Raw genomic sequence first — 20169 nt, forward strand, 5'->3', positions numbered from 1 at the left:
AGCGGTGCCGGTCAGCGCAGTCCGGCGAACAGGTCGTCCTCGGGCGTCGGCGCGTCGGTGGTGTCGCGGACCCGGACGAAGGTCTCCACGCCCATCAGTTCGGTGAACCGGTCCTGACCCAGTTGCAGGAAGAAGATGTTCTCGGCCTGGCTGGCGTGCGCCGCCAGGGATTCGAACTTCTGCCCGCCGTAGGCGCTCGTGTCCACCCAGGTGGTGATCTCCTCGTCGGGCAGGCCGAGCTGCGGCATCTCGTCCGACCCGTCCGGCTCGGGAAACTCGACGCCGATCTCCTTCATGACGCGGCCGAACTCCTGGAATGCGCTGCGCGGGACCGTGGTCCAGTAGACCTTCGCGGGGATACCCGTCCGCTCGACGGCGGCCATCGTGATGCGGTGCGCCTGGATGTGGTCCGGGTGGCCGTAGAAGCCGTTCTCGTCGTAGGTGACCACGACGTCGGGGCGGTAGCGCCGGATCAGCTCGGCCAGCCGGTCGGCGGCCTCCGCCACCGGCGTGTTCCAGAACGCGCCGGGCAGGTCGTTTGTCGCCCAGCCCATCATCCCGGAGTCGGCATAGCCGAGCGTCTCCACGTGCGTGACCTTCAACGCCTCGCAACTGGCCGTCAACTCGTCCGCGCGCATCGCCACCACGGCCTCCGGGTCGTGCCCCGGGTCGCCCGGCTTCACCCCGCCGGGCCCGTCGCCGCACCGCCCGTCCGTGCAGGTCACGAGCACTGTCGTGATGCCCTCCGCCGCGTAGCGGGCGAGGACGCCACCGGTGCTCGTCGCCTCGTCGTCGGGGTGCGCGTGCACCGCCATCAGGGTCAGAGATCGCTCAGCCACCCCAACACCATACGAGAGACACCCGACGCACTAGCATTGCCGCGGTCCGCGACCGCTGCTGAAACGAGGCGAGATGCGTTGGCTCCGGCAGTTGCTGGGTGGCAGGCGGGTCCAGCTCGATCCGGCGCGGCAGCAGGCGCTGCTGCGGGACGTCCAGCACCGGTACGGCGCCCGCGCCCAGATCCGGTTTCCCGACCAGGTCGAGGCGGTCAGCCGGCTGCTGGCCGACGACGACGGACTGGTGGTGGCGGCCCGGATCGTGAGTGAGGCCGCCGAGGAGGCGCACGCCGACCTGCGGGCCCAGGCCCACGAGGTACACCGGCGGACGGGCCGGCGGCTCCTGGTCCACCGTGGGAACTACCGGCCGCTGTGGAAGGAGGCCGGCGCGATGCTGCGCTGGCCGCTGTTCGCGCTGCCGAGCGGCTTCCACCCGTACGCGCAGGTCGCCGCCGCCGTCGCGGTGGTCGGCGGCGGGGCGCCCCGGCTCGACCGGGTGACCGACCCCAACCCGCTGCTGACCCACGTGTTCGAGCTGCTCGACCTCACCACCGCCGGCTGGGAGTACGGCCGGGTGCGAGTGGACACCGACGCGGCCGCGCTGGCCGATCGTCTGATCTCGACCGCCGGGCAGGTCCTCGCGGCCATGGACGACCCGCCCCGGCTGCCGCCGGCGGTCCGCGAGCTGATGCGCCGCAACAACACCCTCGGCGTGTACGACCCGGCGGGCCCTCGGGTGGTCGGCCTCATCAATCCGGGCGCGAGGATGCGCGAGACACTCCTGGCCTGAGGCCGCCGCCGCGGGAGGCCGGCGTCATCCGCGTGAGTGGTCGTACGTGCGCAGGACGAGCGCGGAACTGTCGGAGGGGCTGCGTACCGTCCCCGGCGTGACCGATCGTGGCGACGTCCCACCCGAGATCCTCGATCGGCTCCGGCCCGCCTGCCTCGGGTTGCCGGACGCCTACGAGGAGCCGGCCTGGGTGGGCACCCGGTGGCGGATCCGCAAGCGGACCTTCGCCCACGTGCTCACCGTCGACCCCGACCACCAGGCCGCCTATGCCCGGGCCGTCGCCAGCGACGAGCCGATCTGCGTGCTGACCTTCCGCTCCCCCGGCGACGAGATCGCCGGGCTGCTCGCCGGCGGCCACCCGTTCTACAAGGCCGACTGGGGCGCCGACGTCGTCGTCATGGTGCTCGACGACGGGGTCGACTGGGCCGAGGTCGGCGAACTGCTCACCGAGAGCTACTGCGTTCTGGCCCCGAAGAAGCTGGCAGCGCTGGTCGACCGGCCGTCCGGGCCTCCGCCGGCCGGGCCCGCGCCGCACTGACGCGTCGGATCACCTCTGGCGGGCGCCCGGACATGCTGCCACGCTGACGGTTGTGTACGACTACGACCTGCTGGTGCTGGGCTCCGGACCGAGCGGTCAGAAGGCCGCGATCGCCGCGGCCAAGCTCGGCCGACGGGTCGGCATCGTGGACCGCCGCGACATGATCGGTGGGGTGTGCATCAACACCGGCACCGTCCCGTCCAAGACGCTGCGCGAGGCCGTCCTCTACCTGACCGGCCTGAGCCAGCGGGACCTCTACGGCAGCAGCTACCGGGTCAAGGAGGAGATCACGGTCAGCGACCTGGCCGCCCGGACCCAGCACGTGATCAGCCGCCAGACGGACGTGATCCGCAACCAGTTGGCCCGCAACCGGGTCGCCATGATCACCGGCACCGGGCGGTTCGCCGACGCGCACGCGGTCTGGGTCGACGGCGGCTCCGGCCGCGAGTCCCGCGTCACCTTCGACAAGATCGTCATCGCCGCCGGCACCCGGCCGGCCCGCCCGGACAGCGTCGACTTCGACGACCGGACCATCGTGGACTCCGACGGCGTCATCAACCTCCAGGCCGTGCCCCGCAGCATGGTCGTGGTGGGCGCCGGCGTCATCGGCATGGAGTACGCGTCCCTGTTCGCCGCCCTCGGCACCAAGGTGACCGTGGTGGAACGCCGCGACCGGATGCTCGACTTCTGCGACGAGGAGATCGTCGAGTCCCTCAAGTACCACCTGCGGGACCTGTCGGTGACCTTCCGCTTCGGCGAGGAGGTCGCCGCCGTGGAGAAGCACCGGACCGCCGCGCTGTGCATCCTGCGCAGTGGCAAGAGGATCGTCGCCGACACGGTCATGTACTCGGCCGGCCGCCAGGGCCAGACCGACGACCTGGCGCTGGAGGCGGCCGGCCTGGCGGCGGACGACCGGGGCCGGATCCAGGTCGACGGCACCTACCGCACCGCGGTCGACAACATCTACGCCGTCGGCGACGTGATCGGCTTCCCGGCGCTGGCGTCCACCTCGATGGAGCAGGGCCGCCTGGCCGCGCAGCACGCCTGCGGCGAACCGGTCCGCGCGATGCCCGAGTTGCAGCCGATCGGCATCTACACGATCCCGGAGATCAGCTTCGTCGGGAAGACCGAGGAGGAGCTGACCGACAGCTCGACCCCGTTCGAGGTGGGCATCGCCCGCTACCGGGAGCTGGCCCGGGGCCAGATCGTCGGTGACTCGTACGGCATGTTGAAGTTGCTCGTCTCGCCGGACGACGGCCGGCTGCTCGGCGTGCACGTGTTCGGGACCGGCGCCACCGAGATCGTCCACGTCGGGCAGGCGGTGATGGGCTGCGGCGGCACCGTCGACTACCTGGTGGACGCGGTGTTCAACTATCCCACGCTGGCCGAGGCGTACAAGGTGGCCGCCCTGGACGCCGCCAACAAGATCCGAAACATCACCCGGATCGACGGTTGACGGCGATGCCGGGAACTCCGCGGGCGAGCCGCACCGCGGTGCTGGTGTGCCAGGGTCGCGCCGCCGCGGATGCCCTGATCGCCCCCGGCCGCTTCGCGGACCCCACCGCCCTGACCCTGCTGCGGCCGGACGAGCGGGAGGCCGTCCAGTGGGTACGCGACCATGTGCCACCCCGGGCGTGGCGGCAGCGGGTCGACTACGAGACCGTACGCGCCGCCGCCGAGCTCATGGCGCCCCGGACGATCGCCATCGACGACGCGATCCGCGCCCACCCGTCCCCGCAGCTGGTGATTCTCGGCGCGGGGCTGGACGGCCGCGCCTGGCGGATGCCGGAACTCGCCGGGGTGGCGGTCTTCGAGGTCGACCAGCCGGCCACCCAGCAGGACAAGCGCGAGCGCGCCGCGGGGTTGTCCGGCACGCCGCCCCGGTTCGTGCCGGTGGACTTCGGCCGTGACCGGCTGGCCGCGACGCTGGCGGCCCACGGGCACCGCGCCTCCCTCGCCACGACCTGGGTCTGGGAGGGCGTCGTGCCGTACCTGACCCGGGCGGAGGTGGCCGCCACGGCGGCGGAACTCGCCACCTGCTCGGCGCCGGGCAGCCGCCTGGTCGTCAACTTCCAGAGCCCCGCCGCCTCGACGGCGCTGGGCCGCGTCGTGGCCCGGCTGCTCACGGCGTCCACCGGCGGGTCGAGCGTCTGGGCGAACGAGCCGTGGCGCTCGACCTGGACCTCCACCGCCATGGCCACCCTGCTCACCCGTCACGGCTGGACCGTGACCCGCGACGAGGACCTGCTCGACACCGCGCGGGCCCTGGCTCTCCCGGTCCGCCGCGGCACGTCGCTGCGCCACAGCCGGGTGATGGTCGCCGACCGCCCCTGACCGCCGGCGGCGGTCCGCCACCGCCATCACCTGTGGTCACCAGGCGGCAGGGCCGGGAGAAGCTGCACTTCCTCAACCCGGTGCCGGCGTCTACATCAAGGCCACCCCGCAGGCGACCTGGGACGCGATCACCGGGCCGCGAGATCGCGGAGCGGGGCAACGGCGTCACGTCGCTGACGGTGACCGGCGAGCTGGAGGGCGCGCCGCAGACCCTGGCGCAGGTCGCCGGCGAGGTCGAGGGCGCCGGTGGCGGCTGGGCCGAGATCCTCAGCGACCTGAAGTCGCTGCTGGAGACCGGCAGCCCGCTCTACGCCTGAGCCGAGCCCCTGGAGCACGGGAACGGGCGGCCCGGTTGGTCGTACGCCGGGCCGCCCGTCAGGTCGTACCGTCAGCCGCCGAGGCTCGCCGCGGCCGAGGCGATGGCCGATGCGAAGTAGCTGACCTGGGTGTAGACACCGGGGTAGTTGGGACGAGCACACCCGTTGCCCCAGCTGACGATGCCGACCTGGATCCAGGCGTTGCTGGCGTCACGGCGGAACATCGGACCACCCGAGTCACCCTGGCAGGTGTCCACGCCGCCGCTGGCGTAGCCGGCGCAGATCTCCTCGGCGGGGATGATGTCGCCGCCGTAGTTGGCGCTGCAGGTGGCGTCGCTGACGAACGGCACGGTCGCCTTGAGCAGGTACCGCTGCTGCCCGCCCCCTTCGGTCGCCGCGCCCCAGCCGGCGATCGTGAACGTGCCGTTGTCGTAGGCGGTGGTGTTGGCGATCTTCAGGGTGCTCAGGCTGGTGACCGGGGTGGCCAGCCGGATCAGCGCCCAGTCCTTGCCGCTGCCGTTGTAGCCCGGCGCCCGGTAGACGTAGTTCGAGCGGACCGTGATCCGGCTGGACGACTGGAGGTCGGCCACGCCCAGGGTCGCCGTGATGCTGGTGTTGGTGCCCGTACGGCCGACGCAGTGCGCGGCGGTGAGCACCAGGCGGGGGCTGTACAACGCGCCGCCGCAGCCCATCGAGAGCCGCACCATGAACGGGAACTCGCCTTGCGCGGCGCGGGTGCCGCCGACGACGTTCGGCGTGATCGGACCGGGATCGGCGACGGCGGGTGCGGCGAGAGTGAGGCTGCCCGCGGTCACCGCGGCCAACGCGGTGGCCAGCAGGCCGGTGAGGGTGCGCCAGCGAACCATGAGTTCCTCCGCATCAGGACCGGTGCGCCTCGGGGAGCGCACCTGATTCGAGATTGCGGACAGCATATTGATATCAATAGATCTGTTGGCCATACTCTTCGGGTCGTATCGCCCCGGTATGCACAACCCGTCAGGGCGTCAGGCGCTTCTCGAACCAGTGGTGCGGATGGATCGGGCCAGGTCGTCGGAGCGCTCGTCCAGCTCGGCCCACTCCGACCGTCCGGTCGCGGTCAGCGTGGCGACGCGTACCCGTCCGTCGCCGCCGGCCGGGTCGGCCGCGCCGACCCGCACGAGCCCGTCGCCCTCCAGGGTGCGCAGGAGCCGGCTGAGGTACCCGGAGTCCAGCCCGAGCCGGGCCCGCAGGGCAGCGACCTCGGCGCCGTCGGGGCCGATCTCCCACAGCAGCCGCGCCTGGGCGAGGGGCCGGTCGCGGGACATGTACTGGTCGTCGAGAGCGCCCACCTGTTGGGTGACCGCCACGGCCGCTGGAGTCAGCGTGCCGACGGGGAGGCCACGGTCTCGACGATGGCCCGGCGTGCGAGGTGCTGCTCGTGCACGCGCAGAGCCACCGTCGTGGCGTCCAGCAGAGGTGTGGGTACGCCGCGCGCGCGGGCCCGCGCCGTGAGGTCGCCGAAGATCTGCTCGGCCTCGGTCGGCTGCCCGGCGACCAGGTCCCGGTAGAGCGACGCGGTGTCGGCCGAGCCGGGCCGGGTCGTGAAGGCCCGGACGGTGTCGAGCGTCTGCCTCGGCACCGGATACCCGGCCGCCGCGGCGACGGCCGCGGCCTCGGCGGCGATCTGCGGGCCGAGGCGGTCGCCTCCGGGGACCGCCATGGCGTCGCCCACCGAGCCGCGTACCAGGGTGTTGAGGGCGCCGAGCGTGCTGATGAAGACCCACTTGTGCCACATGGCGGCACAGATGTCCGGCGAGACGGACAGGTCGAAGCCGGCGCCGGACAGCACCTCGGCGATCCGCGCGACGCGCTGCGACGTGCCGCCCTGCTGTTCGCCGATGACGATCTCGGCCAGGGCGCCCAGCCGGACGATGTCACCCTCGGCGTCGAGCGTGGTGAGGACGCGGACCACCCCGCCGAGCACGGCGTCCTCACCGAACCGGTCGTTCAGCGCGTCCATGTGCGCCATGCCGTTCAGGAACGGGATCACCGTGGTACGCGGACCGACCGCGGCGGACACGTCGTCGAGCGCCGCCGGCAGCGCGGTGGCCTTCACCGAGACGAGGACGATGTCGTAGTGCCCGTCGACGTCGGCCGCGGTGAGCAGCCGTGGCGTGAGCACGGTGTCGGTCCCCAGGCCGGTGATCCGCAGCCCCCGCTCGCGGAGCACGTCGGCGCGCCTGGGCCGGACGAGGAAGGTGACGTCCCGGCCGGCCTGCTGGAGCCGGGCGCCGAAGTAGCCTCCGGTCGCTCCCGCCCCGACGACAAGAATCCTCACTGCTGGGCCTCTCCTCCGGCGTCTCGTGGTTGACGCGCCCGGTCCTCGGCCTGCACCTGGTGGGCGATGACCGTGGTCGCCATCAGCCGGTCGGCCTGGCGCGGATCCGCTCCCGATTCTGGTCGACGGGGTCGTTCCGGCAAGGCTGGCGGCGCGATCTGTGGGTGCCGTCACCAGCCGACGCGGAGGTCGGCCGGCGGCCGGCGAGGCACCGTGGCCCCGCCGGCCGTTGCGACGTCGTCGTTGTCGGGCAGCCTGGCTCAGGTGGCCTTGATCGGCTTCGGCGTGGTCTTCGAGTCCAGCCAGGTGTTGATGAGCTTGGTGAAGTCGCGTCCGGTCTGCTTGTTGACGAAGGCGATGAACGACGCCCGGTCCTGCTGGGTGTTGCGCTGGTCCTGCACCCAGGCGCGGGCCAGCGCGAAGAACGCCTTGTCACCCAACTGCCGGTGGATCTCGTGGAGCATGGCCTCCGGGCACAGGTAGACGTTGCCCTCGGCGAAGTTCTTCGGGTTGGGCTTGCCGGGCGGGCCGAGCTTCTTACGCATGGCCGCGTCGGCGTCGCGCAGGTAGCGGTCCAGGCTGGCGTCGCTGAGGTGCAGGGTCTCCTTGGTGTAGAGGTCCTGCGCGTACTGGGCCCAGCCCTCGTTCAGCCACAGGTCGGTCCAGGTGGTCGGCGTGACGGAGTCGCCGAACCACTGGTGGGCGTACTCGTGCAGCAGGTCGCCTCCCCAGCGGTCCCGGCGGGCCTTGGTGTTCTCGATCTTCCGGCCCATCGTGATCATCTGCTGGGTCTCCATGCCGGACGCCGAGTCCACCACCACGACGCCACCCGACGGGAACGGGTACGGCCCGAACTTCTTCTCCAGCCAGGCCAGGTACTGAGGGGACTTCTTCAGGTACGGCAGCAGCTTGTCGTCGGCGCCCTTGCGGTACCAGAAGGTCAGCGGGATGCCCCGGGGGCCCTTGGCGGTCAGCTTCTGGTACTTCCCGACCGCCAGGGTGGTCAGGTACGACGCGACCGGGTCGGCGCTGCGGTAGGTGAACGTGGTCCCGGACTGCCCGGCCGGGGTGCCGCTGGCGATCGCGGACCAGCCCGCCGGGACGGTGACCTTGATGTCGTAGAGGGCCTCGTCGGACGGCTGGTCGTTGGCCGGGTACCAGGTGAAGGCCCCGAACGGCTCCTGCATCGTCCAGAGGCCGCCCTCCTTGGTGACGGTGAGGCCCAGGTCCTCCACGTCCTTGCGGTGCGACGGCATCGGCGTGGTCTTCGGCGTGCCGTGGTACTTGACCACCAGCGTCACCGGCTTGTCGGCCACGACCGGCGCGGTCACGGTCAGCTTCTCCTTGGCGACGGTGCCGGTGACCGTCGCCTCGTCCAGCGTCACCCCGTCGACCTGGTAGGGCATGAAGTCGAGGACCAGGCTGGGAGCGTCCTTGGTGGGCCGGATCCGCAGGGTGGCGGTGCCCGTGAGGGTCTTCGTCGCCGGCGCCCAGTCCAACGCCAGGTCGTAGTGCAGGACGTCGAGCGCGTCGGTGCCCCGGGCCGGGTAGATCGTGTCGGCCACCGGCGTCGAGCGCCCGGCCTGCCAGGCGGTGTAGTCGACGGCGGGCGCGGTCGGGCTCGGCGTGGTCGTGGGGGCGGACGGGCCGGCGGCCGGGGCGGCCGGATCGCTGGTGCACGCGGTGACGAGCAGCGGTGCGAGAAGCAGGGTCAGGGGTACGCGGCGACGCATCAGCGCACCATACGGCAGGGATCCACTTCCGTGGGGGCCCTCGTCGGTTGGCGCCTTTTGCGGCTTTGCCAGATTGGCACAACCCCTCTGGCCGGCGGGCGCGTCCCGCAGCAGGATGAGGGCGAGGCTCTGATGGGTGGGTGGTTCCCATGGTCGGCACCGACCAGACAGTCCACAACTTCCGCCAGTTTCCCGTGCAGGCCCGGCGGTCGGCGGAGGCCGCGGCGGAGGAACGTGACCAACGCCTGGAGGCGGTCACGAAAAGGCGCAGCCGCCGGGCGGCGAAGCTGTCGGCGGAGGCGAGCCAGCGGCTGCGACGCCTGCTGGGCGACGACGACTGGGCGGAGCTGCGCGAGTTGATGCGGCAGGAACGGCTGACCGTCCGTGACCTGCTCCAGCCGCCCGAGGGGTTGACGACGAGCTACGACGCGGTGAACCGGGCCCGGCGACGGAAGGCCAAGGCGTTCCTGCGCAGCCGGGACATCCGGCGTGAGGCGATCGTCGCGATAGCGGCCGACTACCACGAGGCGCTGGCCGACGTGTTCGCCGCCGACGAGAACGTCGGTCCCGGGTTCCACCTCGGGCACCACCTCGACACGTGGTTGAGCCTGTCCCCCTTGCACGACCGCGCGCTCCCCTGGGGTGTCTTCGAGCCGGACGACAGCGACGACCCGCACCGGTGGGAGGTCTTCCGGCCGCCCTTCTTCGGGTTCAACTTCGGCTTCGTCCCGGTGCGCAACGACAACTTCGTGGTCGACCGCGTCCACACGTTGAACCCGTCGGTCGGGGACGTCGGTATCTCGATCACCATGAAGGACGATGACGCCGGTGACTTCGACTACGCGTCCGGCGACGGCTTCAGCGCCGTCGCGTTCGCCTTCGTCCCGCTGACGACGGGCCTGGTCGAGGTGCTCATCGACGCGCAGTGCGTCGAGGCGACGCACCGACTGGACACCACCGACGAGTGGGGCTGGTCCAACTCCCACACCAGCCAGCAGAACTTCCTCATGCTCGACGTGCTGCACCCCAACGTGGCCGAGCCGTCGTACGCCGCGATGTCGACCCTGGACGAGACCACCGACGACGACGAGAGCTTCCACCAGGAGAAGTTGACCCGCGGCACCCACTACTTCGCGCAGCTGTTCAGCGCGGGCCCGGTGCCGGCGGGACAGTCGGTGATCGTGTGCGCCGGCACGCGCTCCTTCGACAAGAGCGGCACCAACGACGTGTCCATCGACAGCACGTCCGACTTCCGGTGGTACATCAACTCGGTCGAGGTGCGCATCTCACCGTGACCGGTCAGCTGCCCGGGACGCCGTCCAACCGGACACAGCAGGCCCCGGGACGCGGCGCGAGCCGGGGCAGCAGGTCGGCGCGTCCCGCGCCGTCGACCAGGCCGGTGAGGAAGGCGTGGTTGAGCCCGCACACCAGGGCGGTCTGCCGGGTGGCCAGGACGTGGAACGGGCAGTTGCCCAGCAGCACGTGGTCGTCGAGCGCCTCCGGCTCGAAGCCCAGGCCGGCGAGCGCGGCGACGAGGTTTTCGCCGGAATCGCGTACCCGTGCTCCGATCTCCTGGCCGCGCCGCCGGGCGTGCCGCCGCGCCGCCTCGGGGGCGTCGTGGGGGTCGTCGGCTACCGCGTCGGCGAGGATCTCGGCGATGAGTTCGTAGCGCCGCTCGGGAACGGTGATCGCCACGCCGTCGCCGGTCGCCTCGTAGACCTTCGGCGTCCGGCCGCGGCCGCGGGGCTGGTCGGCCGGCGTCCCGTAGTGAGCCCGCAGCAGACCGGACTCGACGAGCTTGTCGAGGTGGAACGCGGTGAGGTTGCGGGACATCCCGTGCGCCTCGGCGGCCTCCTCGCGGGTGACCGGGTGGTCTGCGCGGCACACGTAGTCGTAGAGCGCCCGTCGGGACCGGTCGACGAGCGCGGCCATCGCGTTCCAGCGCTCCCCCGTGCTCATGCCGAAAGGTTATCACCAATGAAGGCTATTGAAATTCGGGACGTGGTGGGGCAGCATGATCGCTATCACCAATGAGCGTTGGTGAAAATCTCTGGGGGTCCGAGTGAGTGTCAGCGCGCTACGAGTGCAGCACCAGCGTCCGCGCCGCGACCCGGCCGCCGCGGAACAGGCGGCGGCGGACTTCCTGGCCGCGCTCGGCGTGGACCTCTCCGCCGACGGGCTCGCCGACACGCCGGGGCGGATGGCCCGCGCCTACGCCGAACTGCTCACTCCCCGCGAGTTCCAGCTGACCACCTTCGCCAACGACGAGGGCTACGACGAACTGGTGCTGGCCCGCGCCATCCCGATCCGGTCGGTCTGCGAACACCACCTGCTGCCCTTCGTCGGCGTCGCGCACGTCGGCTACCTGCCCGGCGAGCGCATCCTGGGGCTGTCCAAACTGGCCCGGGTGGTCGAGCTGTTCGCCCACGGCCCGCAGGTCCAGGAGCGCCTGACCAAGCAGATCGCCGACTGGCTGACCGGCCAGCTGCGCCCGCGCGGGGTCGGCGTGGTCATCGAAGCCGAACACCTGTGCATGACGCTGCGCGGCGTCCAGGCCGTCGGCAGCAGCACCATCACCTCCACCCTGCTCGGCACCCTGCGCGACGACCACCGCTCGCGCGCCGAGTTCTTCACCCTGGCCGGGATCGGCCCCCGCTGATCGACGTACCCCCGAGAGGAGCTGGACGGATGTCGAAGACCGGCACGTTCGTGATCGTGGGCGCCGGGCTCGCCGGCGCGCGGGCCGCGCAGACGCTGCGGGAGGAGGGCTTCGACGGCGGCATCGTCGTGGTCGGCGACGAGCCGGAGCGACCGTACGAGCGGCCACCGCTGTCCAAGGGCCTGCTGACCGGCGGCGCCGAACCCGACAGCGTGTACGTGCACGACGCCGGGTGGTACGCCGCGCACGACGTCGACCTGCGCACCGACACCCGCGCCGTCGCCGTCGACCGGTCCGCCGGCGAGGTCCGGCTCGCCGACGGCCAGCACCTCCGGTACGACAAGCTGCTGCTGGCCACCGGCGTCACACCCCGCGACCTGGCGGCGCCCGGCGTCGGCCTGGACGGGGTGCTGCGGCTGCGCACCCTCGCCGACAGCCGCCGGATCACCGCGGCGCTCGGCGACGGCGCGCACCTCGTGATCGTCGGCGCCGGGTGGATCGGCCTGGAGGTCGCCGCGGCCGCCCGGCAGCGCGGCGTCACGGTCGACATCGTCGAGACGGCCGCGCTGCCGTTGCGCCGCGTCCTCGGCGACGAGATCGCCCGGGTGTTCGCCAACCTGCACCGGGACCACGGTGTCACCTTCCACTTCGGCGCCGAGGTCCACGAGATCCGCGGCACCGGCCGCGTGTCCTCGGTCCGGCTGGTCGACGGCACCGACCTGCCCGCCGATGCCGTGGTGGTGGCTGTGGGCGTACGGCCGAACACCGAGCTGGCCGCGGCGGCGGGCCTCACCGTCGAGAACGGAATCGTCGTCGACGCGTCCCTGCGCACCGCCGACCCGGAGATCCACGCCGCCGGCGACGTCGCCAACGCCTACCATCCCGTGCTGCGCCGGCACCTGCGCGTCGAGCACTGGGCCAATGCCCTGCACGGCGGTCCGGCGGCGGCCCGCGCCATGCTGGGGCAGGCGGTCAGCTACGACGCCCTGCCCTACTTCTACACCGACCAGTACGACCTGGGCATGGAGTACGTGGGACACGCGCCGCCCGGGGCGTTCGACCGGGTCGTCGTCCGGGGCGACCTCGCCAAGCGGGAGTTCATCGCCTTCTGGACCGCGCGCGGGCGGGTGCTGGCCGGCATGAACGTCAACGTGTGGGACGTCGTCCCGTCGATCCGGCGTCTCGTCGCGGCCGCCGATCCGGTGGACCTCGACCGCCTGGCCGACCCCGAGGTGCCGCTCGACGAGCTGTAGCCGCCACGCATCGGTCACCCGGCCGGCCGATTCCGCCCGCGCCCGCTGCCCTACCCGCGTCGAGCCCTCAGCATCCGACGCAGCTCGTCAACGCGCTCCCGCACGCTCTTCGACACCAGAGCGCTGACGCCCGCGCGATCCGCCGTCTCCTCGAGCCGGTCGGCCACCGACCCGTCCACGCCGACCGCAGGGAACATCCCCGACGACAACACCAGCGCCCACAGCATGCCGCCCTCGTGCATCGAGGGCACCGCCGCGATGTAGGCATCCGCGAAGGGGCGAAGCACGTCTCCCGCGGACGGGCGCCAGAAGGCGCGACCCGCCTCTCGCATCATTCCCGCAGGCACCCGCCGCTGCTCGACCAGCGCCTCCCAGGCTGCCCGCTTGGCCTCTGGAGTGGGTTGCGCCGCCCGCACCAGCATGGCCTTGATCCAGGCATCGGGATTGGTGTCCTCGCGCTCCAGGGCGTCGACCTCGGCCAGATCGACCTGGCCGAGTTCGGCCAGCCGGGACAACCTCCGCCACCTCAGGTCCGGCGTGGTCGCCCGCTCCGCGAGCTGCGACAGCTGCTGCGGCGTGGTGGCGGTCCGGGCCAGCGTCCGCAGCGCCACCTGCTCCCGGGCCGGATCAGTGGCCAGGGCGAGACAGGTGTCCGCGATCGAGGCCAGCAGCTCGTTCCGGGTGCTGTCGGGCGACCAGTACTCCCCCGCCCGCACGGCGAGCGTCAACAGCGGCTCTACCACCGCGTCCGTCGACTCCCGCAGCAGCGCTCCGGTGGCACAGCGCACGAAGTCCTCGGTGGTGACCTCCCCGGTGGTGAGCATGTCCCAGACCGTGGTCACCGCCAGCATCCGCGCCGTCGCCGTCGGAAGCTGGCCGGCGCGGTCGACCAGGGTACGGAGGGTGGAGGGCTCCGGCCGGACAGAGGCGAACGTCAGGTCGCCGTCGTTGAGCAGAACCAGATCCGCCTCGTCGAGAGAGAGCGGCGTGAACTCTCCGCGGACCTCCACCGGGGCGGACGCGCGGAGCGTGAAGGTGTCCTCCCGGCCGTCGTACAGCCCGATCCGCAGCACGTGCGGTCGCGGCTCGGCCCGGTCGGGCCCGACGGCACGGAGTGCCAGGTTGTCGCCGTGCCGCTCCAGCGTGAGCCGGTCGGTCCCCGAGGTCTCCAGCCAGGTCTTGCGCCAGGACGCCAGGTCGCGCCCGCTCACGCCCTCGAGTTCGGCGAACAGGTCCTCCAGCGTGGCGTTCCCCCACACGTGTTTGCGGAAGTACGCCCGCAGCCCTTCGACGAACCGGTCCTCACCGACGTACGCGACGAGCTGCTTGAGCACGCTCGCACCCTTCGGATAGGTGATCGCGTCGAAGGTGGCGGCGGCCGCGTCGGTGTCGGCGATCGGCTGCCTGATCGGATGCGTGGTCGGCGCCTTGTCGGCGAGGTAGGCCGACTGCTTGTCGTTCGCGAGGAACGTGGTCCAGATGCCGGTGAACTCCGTGGCGTTCGCCGCGGACCAGGCGCAGGCCCAGTCGGCGAAGGACTCGTTGAGCCACAGGTCGTCCCACCAGCGCATCGTCACCATGTCGCCGAACCACATGTGCGCCATCTCGTGCAGCAGGACCTGGGCCCGCAGCTGGCGCTCCCCGAACGTGGGCGGCTCCCGGTAGACGAAGACGTCCGACCAGGTGACGCACCCGTAGTTCTCCATGGCGCCGCCGAACTCGGGCATGAACACCTGGTCGTAGCGGCGCTGCGGAAACGGCAACGCGAACCGCTCCCCGTAGAAGGCCAGCCCTGCCGCCGTGATGGCGAACAGCTCCTCCGCGTCCCGGTCGAGCATCGACGCCAACGACGCGCGCGCGTAGAGGCCGAGGTCGTAAGCCCCTCGCTGCGAGCGCAGCTCGTGGAGCGGTCCGGCGTTGACGACCGGAATGTACGTCGACATCGGCGGCGTGTCCGGGAAGGCCCACGTCCTGGCGCCGTCCGACGGCTCACTCACCGTGGGGTCACCGGAGTTGCTCAGCACCGTCCAGTCGACCGGGGCGGTGACGGTGATCGCGAAGGGCGCCTTCAGGTCGGGCTGGTCGAAGCACGCCCAGGCTCGGCGAGCGTCGTCGGGCTCGAAGGTCGTCCAGACGTAGACCTTGCCGTCCGATGGGTCCACCGCCCGGTGCACCCCCGACCCGCGGTCGGTCTGACGCTGTACGGACGTGACGACGAGAGTGTTCCGCTCCGTCAGGCCGGTCAGGGCGATGCGTCCGTCCCGGACGGTGTCCGGGTCGATCGGCTCGCCGTTGAGCGTGGCCTCTTCCACCTCGGCGACACAATCGACAAACGTCCCGGCGCCGGGCGTCAGGCAGCGGAAGGTGATCGTCGAGGTCGCCCGGAACTCGCCCCCCGCCAGCATGCCGGTGAGATCGACGGCGATGTCGTACCTCTCGACCGCGAGCAGCGCGGCACGTTCCCGCGCCTCCTCCTGCGTCAGACTGGCTGCCCCCGTCATGCTGTGCCCCTCTCACGTCTTCGACCGCTCACACGCTATGGCCCGGCGAGGATGCCTGTCGAGGCTGTTTGTCCCGGGGCAGAACCGCTCGCTCCGCGCCGGCCGGCTGATCCCGCGGCCGCCCGCACGTCCGCGGCACGTGCCCGTCGACCAGGTCCGGCTGGCCTCGGCGGCGGTCCCTCATGGGAGGTCCGAGCCGAATCTCGGTAGGGTCAGACGGTAGCCGGAGGCGTCGGCCCGTTCGCAGGGAGTTTCGGATGCACACGAGTCCGTCATCGAGGCGCGGTCTTCGGTCAGGGCGGGCCACGGCGCCGGTTCCCCGGGCCGGCACGACACCGCCGGTCAGCGGTGCCGGCAGGCGCGCCGCGACGTACGCGCACCGCGGGTCGTCCGGGAGGGCGCCGGAGAACACGGTGGCCGCCTTCGAGCTCGCGATCACCGAGGGCGCCGACTACGTCGAGACCGACGTGCAGCTCAGCGCCGACGGGGAGCTGGTGATCATCCACGACGTGACGCTGACCCGCACCACCGACGCCCGCCGGGTGTTCGCGGACCGCCCGCCCTGGAACGTGCACGACTTCACCCTCGCCGAGCTGAAGAAGCTCGACGCCGGCGGGTGGTACGCGGCCGAGTTCGCCGGCCAGCACATCCTCACCCTCGACGAACTGCTCGACCTGCTCGGCGATCGGGTCGGGCTGAACCTCGAACTGAAGTCCCCCGCGGTGAATCCCGGGCTGGCGCAGGCGGTCGTCGCCCGGCTGCGCCGGCGCCGCGACTGGATCACGCCGGGCGCCCACCCGCGGCCGCTGATCGTCGGTTCGTTCGACGAGCAGGCTATCCGGGACGTCCACACGCGGCTGCCCGACGTCCCGGTCTCGCTGATCACCTACGACGTGCCGGCGAGCGGGAGGCTGGCCGACCTCGCCGGGTGGATCTTCTCGGTCAACCCGGACATCCGGCGGCTGCGGCCCGAGGACGCGGCCCGCGTCACCGAGACGGGCCTGGCCCTGGTGCCGTGGACGGTCGACTCGCCGGAGCTCTGGCGGTGGGCCCTCGACCTCGGCGTCGACGGCATGATCACCAACTATCCGTCCGCCCTGAAGGACCTGCTGCACGGCCACGGCCCGGCACGCGGCGCGGCGGGCGTGGTCATCGAGGACATCCGGTACCACTCCCCCGGCGACGGAGCGCGCGAGCATGTCGTGCTGCGCAACGTCTCCGACCAGCCGGTGGACGTCAGCGGCTGGTACCTGCGTAACCAGGCGTCCGACCGGATCGTGGTGGGCGACGGCCACGTCATCCCACCGGGCGGGCGGCTGCGGGTGCACACCGGCCCGGGCGCCGACGACGCGACCACCTACCACGACGGGCGTGCCACCGCGTTCTGGAACAGCACCCACGGTGACTCCGCCGGGTTGCACCGCGCCGACGGCGTCATCGTCGACCTGTACGCGTACGTCATCTGAGCTGGCGGAGACATGACGTGGGGCCGGCTCCGCGGAGCCGGCCCCACTCACGACCCGCTGGTCAGCTGACCGACTTGTTGTAACTGTCGATCGCGGGCTTCACGCTCGCCGCGGCGTCCTTCATGGCCTGGTCGGCCGGCTTGCTGCCGAGGATCGCCGCCTCCAGGCCGTCCTCGGACGCCTTGCGGGCCTGCGGCATCACGCCGAGCAGGCAGCCGGCCGACGCGACCGACGGCGGCAGGGCGTGCAGCTGGTCCACGGCGGTCTTGAACTGCGGGTACTGCGCCACCCAGTCCTTGTCGATCTGCTCGTCGAGTGCCTTGGCGTTCACCGGCACGTACCCGGTGCCGGTGTGCCACTTGGCCTGCTGGGCCGGGCTCGAGGCGAACTTCACGAACTCCCAGGCGGCCCGCTTCTCCTTGTCGCTGTGCCCGACGCCGTTGATCCACAGCGACGCGCCACCGATGATCGGCCCGCCCGTCGCCGAGCTGCTCGCCTTCGGGTACGGCGCGGTGAGCACGGTGAACTTGCCCTTGGCCGCGTCGATGTAGCCGCGCATGGCGCCCGTGGACTCCAGGTGCATCGCCACCGTGCCGGCCTTGAATGCGGCCTGGGCGTCGTCGGTCTTGCGGCCGGTGTTCGTGGCGTAGCCGCCCTTGACCAGGTCCGCCCACCACTGCGCGACGCGCACGCCGGTCTCCTGGTCGAACTGCACCTTCGTGGCGAGACCCTTGCGGCCGTTGCCGTTGTCGCAGTACTCCTTGCCGTCGGTGGCGATGAGCTGCTCCAGCAGCCAGCCGTAGATGGCGGCGCCGAAGCCGTACTGGACGGTCTTGCCGCCGGCGTCCTTGACGGTCAGCTTCTTCGCCATCTCCCCGATCTCGTCGAGGTTCTGCGGCGGCTTCGTCGGGTCGAGGCCGGCCTTGACGAAGGCCTCCTTGTTCAGGTAGAGCAGCGGGGTGGAGGTGTTGAAGGGCATCGACTGGAGCTTGCCGTCGATCGAGTAGTAGTTGGCGATGTTCGGCTCGATGTCGCCCGCGTTGAACTTATCCTTGTCGATGAACTTGTACATCGGCACGGTCTGCTTCGAGTCGACCATGAAGCGGGAGCCGATGTCGTAGATCTGCACCAGCGCGGGGGTGTTCTTCTGCTGCACCGACGCCTTGTACTTCGCGATCGTCTCGTCGTAGTTGCCCTGGAAGATGGCCTTGACCTCGACCTTGCCACCGCTCTGGGCGTTGAAGTCGGCGACCAGCTTGTCGATCGCCGCGGCGTTGGGACCCTTCATCCCGTGCCAGAACTCGATGGTGGTCTTGTCGGTGGCCTTCTCCAGCACCTCCGCGCCGGGCGCCTCGAGCGCGTCCTTGCCGGACTCGGTGCCGGACCCGGAACCACCGCACGCCGTCAGCGCGGCGGCGGCGGCGGCCAGGGCGACGAATGCCGTCATGCTCCGGCGGAGCCTGGAATGTCTCACGGGTTTCTCCTCTTTGAGAATTAACGCAGCGCGCCGGCCGTGAGGCCGCGGACGATGAAGCGCTGGCCGAAGAGCACGACGGCCAGCGTGGGGAGCAGGGACAGCGCGACGCCGGCGAGGACCAGGCCCGGTTGCGCCACCTCGGCGTCGTTGAGCTGCGAGATGCCGATCTGCAGGGTCTGGAAGTCGGAGTCGCGGATCAGGATCAGCGGCCAGAAGTACTGGTTCCACGCCGAGAGGAAGACGTAGACCCCGACCGCCGCGATCGACGGCTTGGACAGGGGCACGATGACCCGCCACAGCAGGCGCCAGTGGCCGCACCCGTCGATCACCGCGGCGTCCCGCAACTCGGTGGGAAACTGCAGGAAGGCCTGGCGCAGCAGGAACGTGCCGAACGCCGAGGCGAGGAAGGGCAGCACGAGACCGAGGTAGGTGAGGCCGCCCCGCGCCAGGCCCCAGCCGGAGATGGCCAGGTAGTTGGGGATGATGATCGCCTCCCACGGCACCATGAGGGTGGCGAGGAACAGCGCGAAGGTCGCCGCCTTCGCGGGCAGGCGAAGGAACGCGAAGGCGTACGCGGCCAGGATGCTCGTGACGATCTGGGCCACGGTGATGACCCCGGCCTGGATGGCGGAGTTGACGTAGAAGCGACCGAGCGGCACCGAGTCGAAGACTCCGCTGATGTTCTTCCAGTACAGCTCGTGCGGCACCAGCGCGGGCGGGTAGGTCGCCAGGTCACCGGGGCCCATCACGGCGCCGACGAAGCCGTAGTAGATGGGGAACAGGACCGGGATCGCGGCCAGGCCGAGCACGACGTAGACGGCGACCTGCCCGAAACTGAGCTTCTTCATCGATAGTGGACCCGCCGCTCGAGGATGCCGAACTGGACGGCCGTGCAGGCGAGCATGACGATCAGCAGCACGACGGCCTGGGCGCTGGCTGATCCGAAGTCGGAGGACCCGAAGGCGAACGCCTTCTCGTAGATCGAGTAGACCAGCGTCGTCGTGGCCTGGTCCGGGCCGCCCTTGGTCAGGATGTGGATCTGCCCGAAGCTCTGCAACGCGTGGATCGTGGACACCACGACGAGGAAGAACAGCTGCGGAGAGAGCAGCGGCACAGTGATCCGGGAGGCCAGCCGCCAGCCGGTCGCACCGTCCAGCCGCGCCGCCTCGACCACCTCGGGTGAGATCGCCGCGACGCCGGCGGAGAGCACGAGGACGTTGTAGCCGAAGTTCATCCACACGGTCGCGGCGGCCACGGCGGGCAGCGCGATCGACGGGTCGGTGAGCCAGTTGACCCGGTCGATCCCGAGGGATCCGAGCACGCCGTTGGCCACGCCGATCGCCGGGTTGTAGATGACGGCGAAGACGACCGACGCGGTGGCCACCGAGAACGCGAACGGAAGCGCGAACGCGGTGCGCAGCACCCGTACGCCGCGGATGCGCGCCTCCAGCAGCAGCACCACGACCAGCGCGCCCAGGACGGCCGGCACCACGGAGAACAGCGTGAACAGGCCCGTGGTGGCGAGCACCTTGCCGAACTCGGCGGACAGCATCTCCCGGTAGTGCTCCGCACCGACGTACACCGACGGGGCGCCGAAGAGGTCGTTGCCGTGCACGGACAGGTAGAGCGTGCGTCCCAGTGGCCAGAACACGAACAGCGCGAAGACCACGACCGACGGCAACAGCAGCAGCCATCCGAGACCGGTTTCGGCGAAGCGCGCCGGCTCCCTTCGGCGGACGGTGGAGCGGGTGGACTCTGTGGTCAGCGCGCGGTCGTCCGGTGGGGCGCTGACGGTAGGCGGGGGCGGCACGGCAGCACAGTATCGAAAGAAATCCTTCTGCGCAGGACCCCGAGTTGGAAGTTCTTTCCGGCAGCGGTCGGTTCGGCGGCGCGGAGGCCGAGTGCCCGGCATAATGCCAGGTGGCCCAGGGACGCGAGGGGATCATCG

The 20169-nt window shown here is 71.2% G+C and carries 19 protein-coding genes; 9 read left to right on the forward strand and 10 right to left on the reverse strand.

Annotated elements, in window-relative coordinates:
• Window positions 1-11: 11 nt before the first annotated feature.
• A complete protein-coding gene (locus tag FXF50_RS04190) occupies window positions 12-839 on the reverse strand; it encodes a PIG-L family deacetylase (RefSeq protein ID WP_148425880.1) in 828 nt (275 codons plus the stop codon).
• A gap of 73 nt (window positions 840-912) precedes the next feature.
• Here FXF50_RS04190 and FXF50_RS04195 point away from each other — a divergent pair, with 73 nt between their 5' ends.
• From FXF50_RS04195 to FXF50_RS04215, 5 genes are all read left to right on the forward strand, one after another.
• Window positions 913-1626, forward strand: a complete 714-nt coding sequence (locus FXF50_RS04195; protein WP_148425881.1) for a hypothetical protein — start codon at window positions 913-915, stop codon at window positions 1624-1626.
• A gap of 97 nt (window positions 1627-1723) precedes the next feature.
• Window positions 1724-2164: an MmcQ/YjbR family DNA-binding protein gene (locus FXF50_RS04200; protein WP_148425882.1), complete on the forward strand. Its 441-nt coding sequence runs from the start codon at window positions 1724-1726 to the stop codon at window positions 2162-2164.
• 52 nt (window positions 2165-2216) lie between these two features.
• Window positions 2217-3620, forward strand: coding sequence for a Si-specific NAD(P)(+) transhydrogenase (gene sthA, locus FXF50_RS04205; protein ID WP_148425883.1), 1404 nt, complete (start codon window positions 2217-2219; stop codon window positions 3618-3620).
• Window positions 3621-3625: 5 nt separating this feature from the next.
• The gene (locus FXF50_RS04210) at window positions 3626-4498 is read left to right on the forward strand and encodes a class I SAM-dependent methyltransferase (protein WP_148425884.1); all 873 of its coding nucleotides are present in this window, start codon (window positions 3626-3628) and stop codon (window positions 4496-4498) included.
• A gap of 32 nt (window positions 4499-4530) precedes the next feature.
• Window positions 4531-4815 carry a hypothetical protein gene (locus tag FXF50_RS04215; protein ID WP_148425885.1) on the forward strand — a complete coding sequence of 95 codons (285 nt, stop codon included), beginning with the start codon at window positions 4531-4533 and terminating at the stop codon, window positions 4813-4815.
• A gap of 71 nt (window positions 4816-4886) precedes the next feature.
• On the opposite strand, the gene FXF50_RS04220 is transcribed toward FXF50_RS04215, so the two are convergent.
• The 4 genes from FXF50_RS04220 to FXF50_RS04235 form a co-directional block, all read right to left on the reverse strand.
• Window positions 4887-5681 (reverse strand): trypsin-like serine protease, encoded by a 795-nt coding sequence (locus FXF50_RS04220; protein WP_148425886.1) that lies wholly within the window; start codon window positions 5679-5681, stop codon window positions 4887-4889.
• 138 nt (window positions 5682-5819) lie between these two features.
• Window positions 5820-6161: a MarR family transcriptional regulator gene (locus tag FXF50_RS04225; protein ID WP_255509883.1), complete on the reverse strand. Its 342-nt coding sequence runs from the start codon at window positions 6159-6161 to the stop codon at window positions 5820-5822.
• An 11-nt stretch (window positions 6162-6172) separates the two neighbouring features.
• Window positions 6173-7132 carry a ketopantoate reductase family protein gene (locus tag FXF50_RS04230; protein WP_148425887.1) on the reverse strand — a complete coding sequence of 320 codons (960 nt, stop codon included), beginning with the start codon at window positions 7130-7132 and terminating at the stop codon, window positions 6173-6175.
• A gap of 260 nt (window positions 7133-7392) precedes the next feature.
• Window positions 7393-8865, reverse strand: coding sequence for a M1 family metallopeptidase (locus FXF50_RS04235; RefSeq protein WP_148425888.1), 1473 nt, complete (start codon window positions 8863-8865; stop codon window positions 7393-7395).
• Between the two features lie 149 nt (window positions 8866-9014).
• On the opposite strand from FXF50_RS04235, the gene FXF50_RS04240 reads away from it, so the two are divergent.
• Window positions 9015-10160, forward strand: coding sequence for a hypothetical protein (locus tag FXF50_RS04240; RefSeq protein WP_148425889.1), 1146 nt, complete (start codon window positions 9015-9017; stop codon window positions 10158-10160).
• A gap of 4 nt (window positions 10161-10164) precedes the next feature.
• Here FXF50_RS04240 and FXF50_RS04245 read toward each other — a convergent pair whose 3' ends face one another.
• Complete coding sequence (locus tag FXF50_RS04245) at window positions 10165-10824, reverse strand: metalloregulator ArsR/SmtB family transcription factor (protein WP_148425890.1); 660 nt, start codon at window positions 10822-10824, stop codon at window positions 10165-10167.
• A 124-nt stretch (window positions 10825-10948) separates the two neighbouring features.
• Between FXF50_RS04245 and folE the strand changes: the two genes are divergently transcribed.
• Window positions 10949-11524 carry a GTP cyclohydrolase I FolE gene (gene folE, locus FXF50_RS04250; RefSeq protein ID WP_255509884.1) on the forward strand — a complete coding sequence of 192 codons (576 nt, stop codon included), beginning with the start codon at window positions 10949-10951 and terminating at the stop codon, window positions 11522-11524.
• A 29-nt stretch (window positions 11525-11553) separates the two neighbouring features.
• On the forward strand, window positions 11554-12777 hold the full coding sequence (locus FXF50_RS04255) for an NAD(P)/FAD-dependent oxidoreductase (RefSeq protein ID WP_148425892.1): 1224 nt from the start codon (window positions 11554-11556) through the stop codon (window positions 12775-12777).
• A 50-nt stretch (window positions 12778-12827) separates the two neighbouring features.
• Here FXF50_RS04255 and pepN read toward each other — a convergent pair whose 3' ends face one another.
• Window positions 12828-15278 (reverse strand): aminopeptidase N, encoded by a 2451-nt coding sequence (gene pepN / locus FXF50_RS04260; RefSeq protein WP_148425893.1) that lies wholly within the window; start codon window positions 15276-15278, stop codon window positions 12828-12830.
• Window positions 15279-15535: 257 nt separating this feature from the next.
• On the opposite strand from pepN, the gene FXF50_RS04265 reads away from it, so the two are divergent.
• Entirely contained in the window at window positions 15536-16744 is a 1209-nt protein-coding gene (locus tag FXF50_RS04265) for a glycerophosphodiester phosphodiesterase family protein (RefSeq protein WP_255509885.1), read from the forward strand.
• Between the two features lie 61 nt (window positions 16745-16805).
• On the opposite strand, the gene FXF50_RS04270 is transcribed toward FXF50_RS04265, so the two are convergent.
• The 3 genes from FXF50_RS04270 to FXF50_RS04280 are packed head-to-tail and all read right to left on the reverse strand — an operon-like array spanning window position 16806 to window position 20031.
• Window positions 16806-18191, reverse strand: coding sequence for an ABC transporter substrate-binding protein (locus tag FXF50_RS04270; RefSeq protein WP_148426269.1), 1386 nt, complete (start codon window positions 18189-18191; stop codon window positions 16806-16808).
• A 47-nt stretch (window positions 18192-18238) separates the two neighbouring features.
• Window positions 18239-19069 (reverse strand): carbohydrate ABC transporter permease, encoded by an 831-nt coding sequence (locus tag FXF50_RS04275; protein WP_148425895.1) that lies wholly within the window; start codon window positions 19067-19069, stop codon window positions 18239-18241.
• On the reverse strand, window positions 19066-20031 hold the full coding sequence (locus tag FXF50_RS04280) for a carbohydrate ABC transporter permease (protein WP_222865989.1): 966 nt from the start codon (window positions 20029-20031) through the stop codon (window positions 19066-19068). Before FXF50_RS04280 ends, FXF50_RS04275 begins: the two co-directional genes overlap by 4 nt.
• Window positions 20032-20169: the final 138 nt, after the last annotated feature.

The sequence above is a fragment of the Micromonospora sp. AP08 genome (assembly GCF_008085935.1).
GTDB lineage: Bacteria > Actinomycetota > Actinomycetes > Mycobacteriales > Micromonosporaceae > Micromonospora > Micromonospora chersina.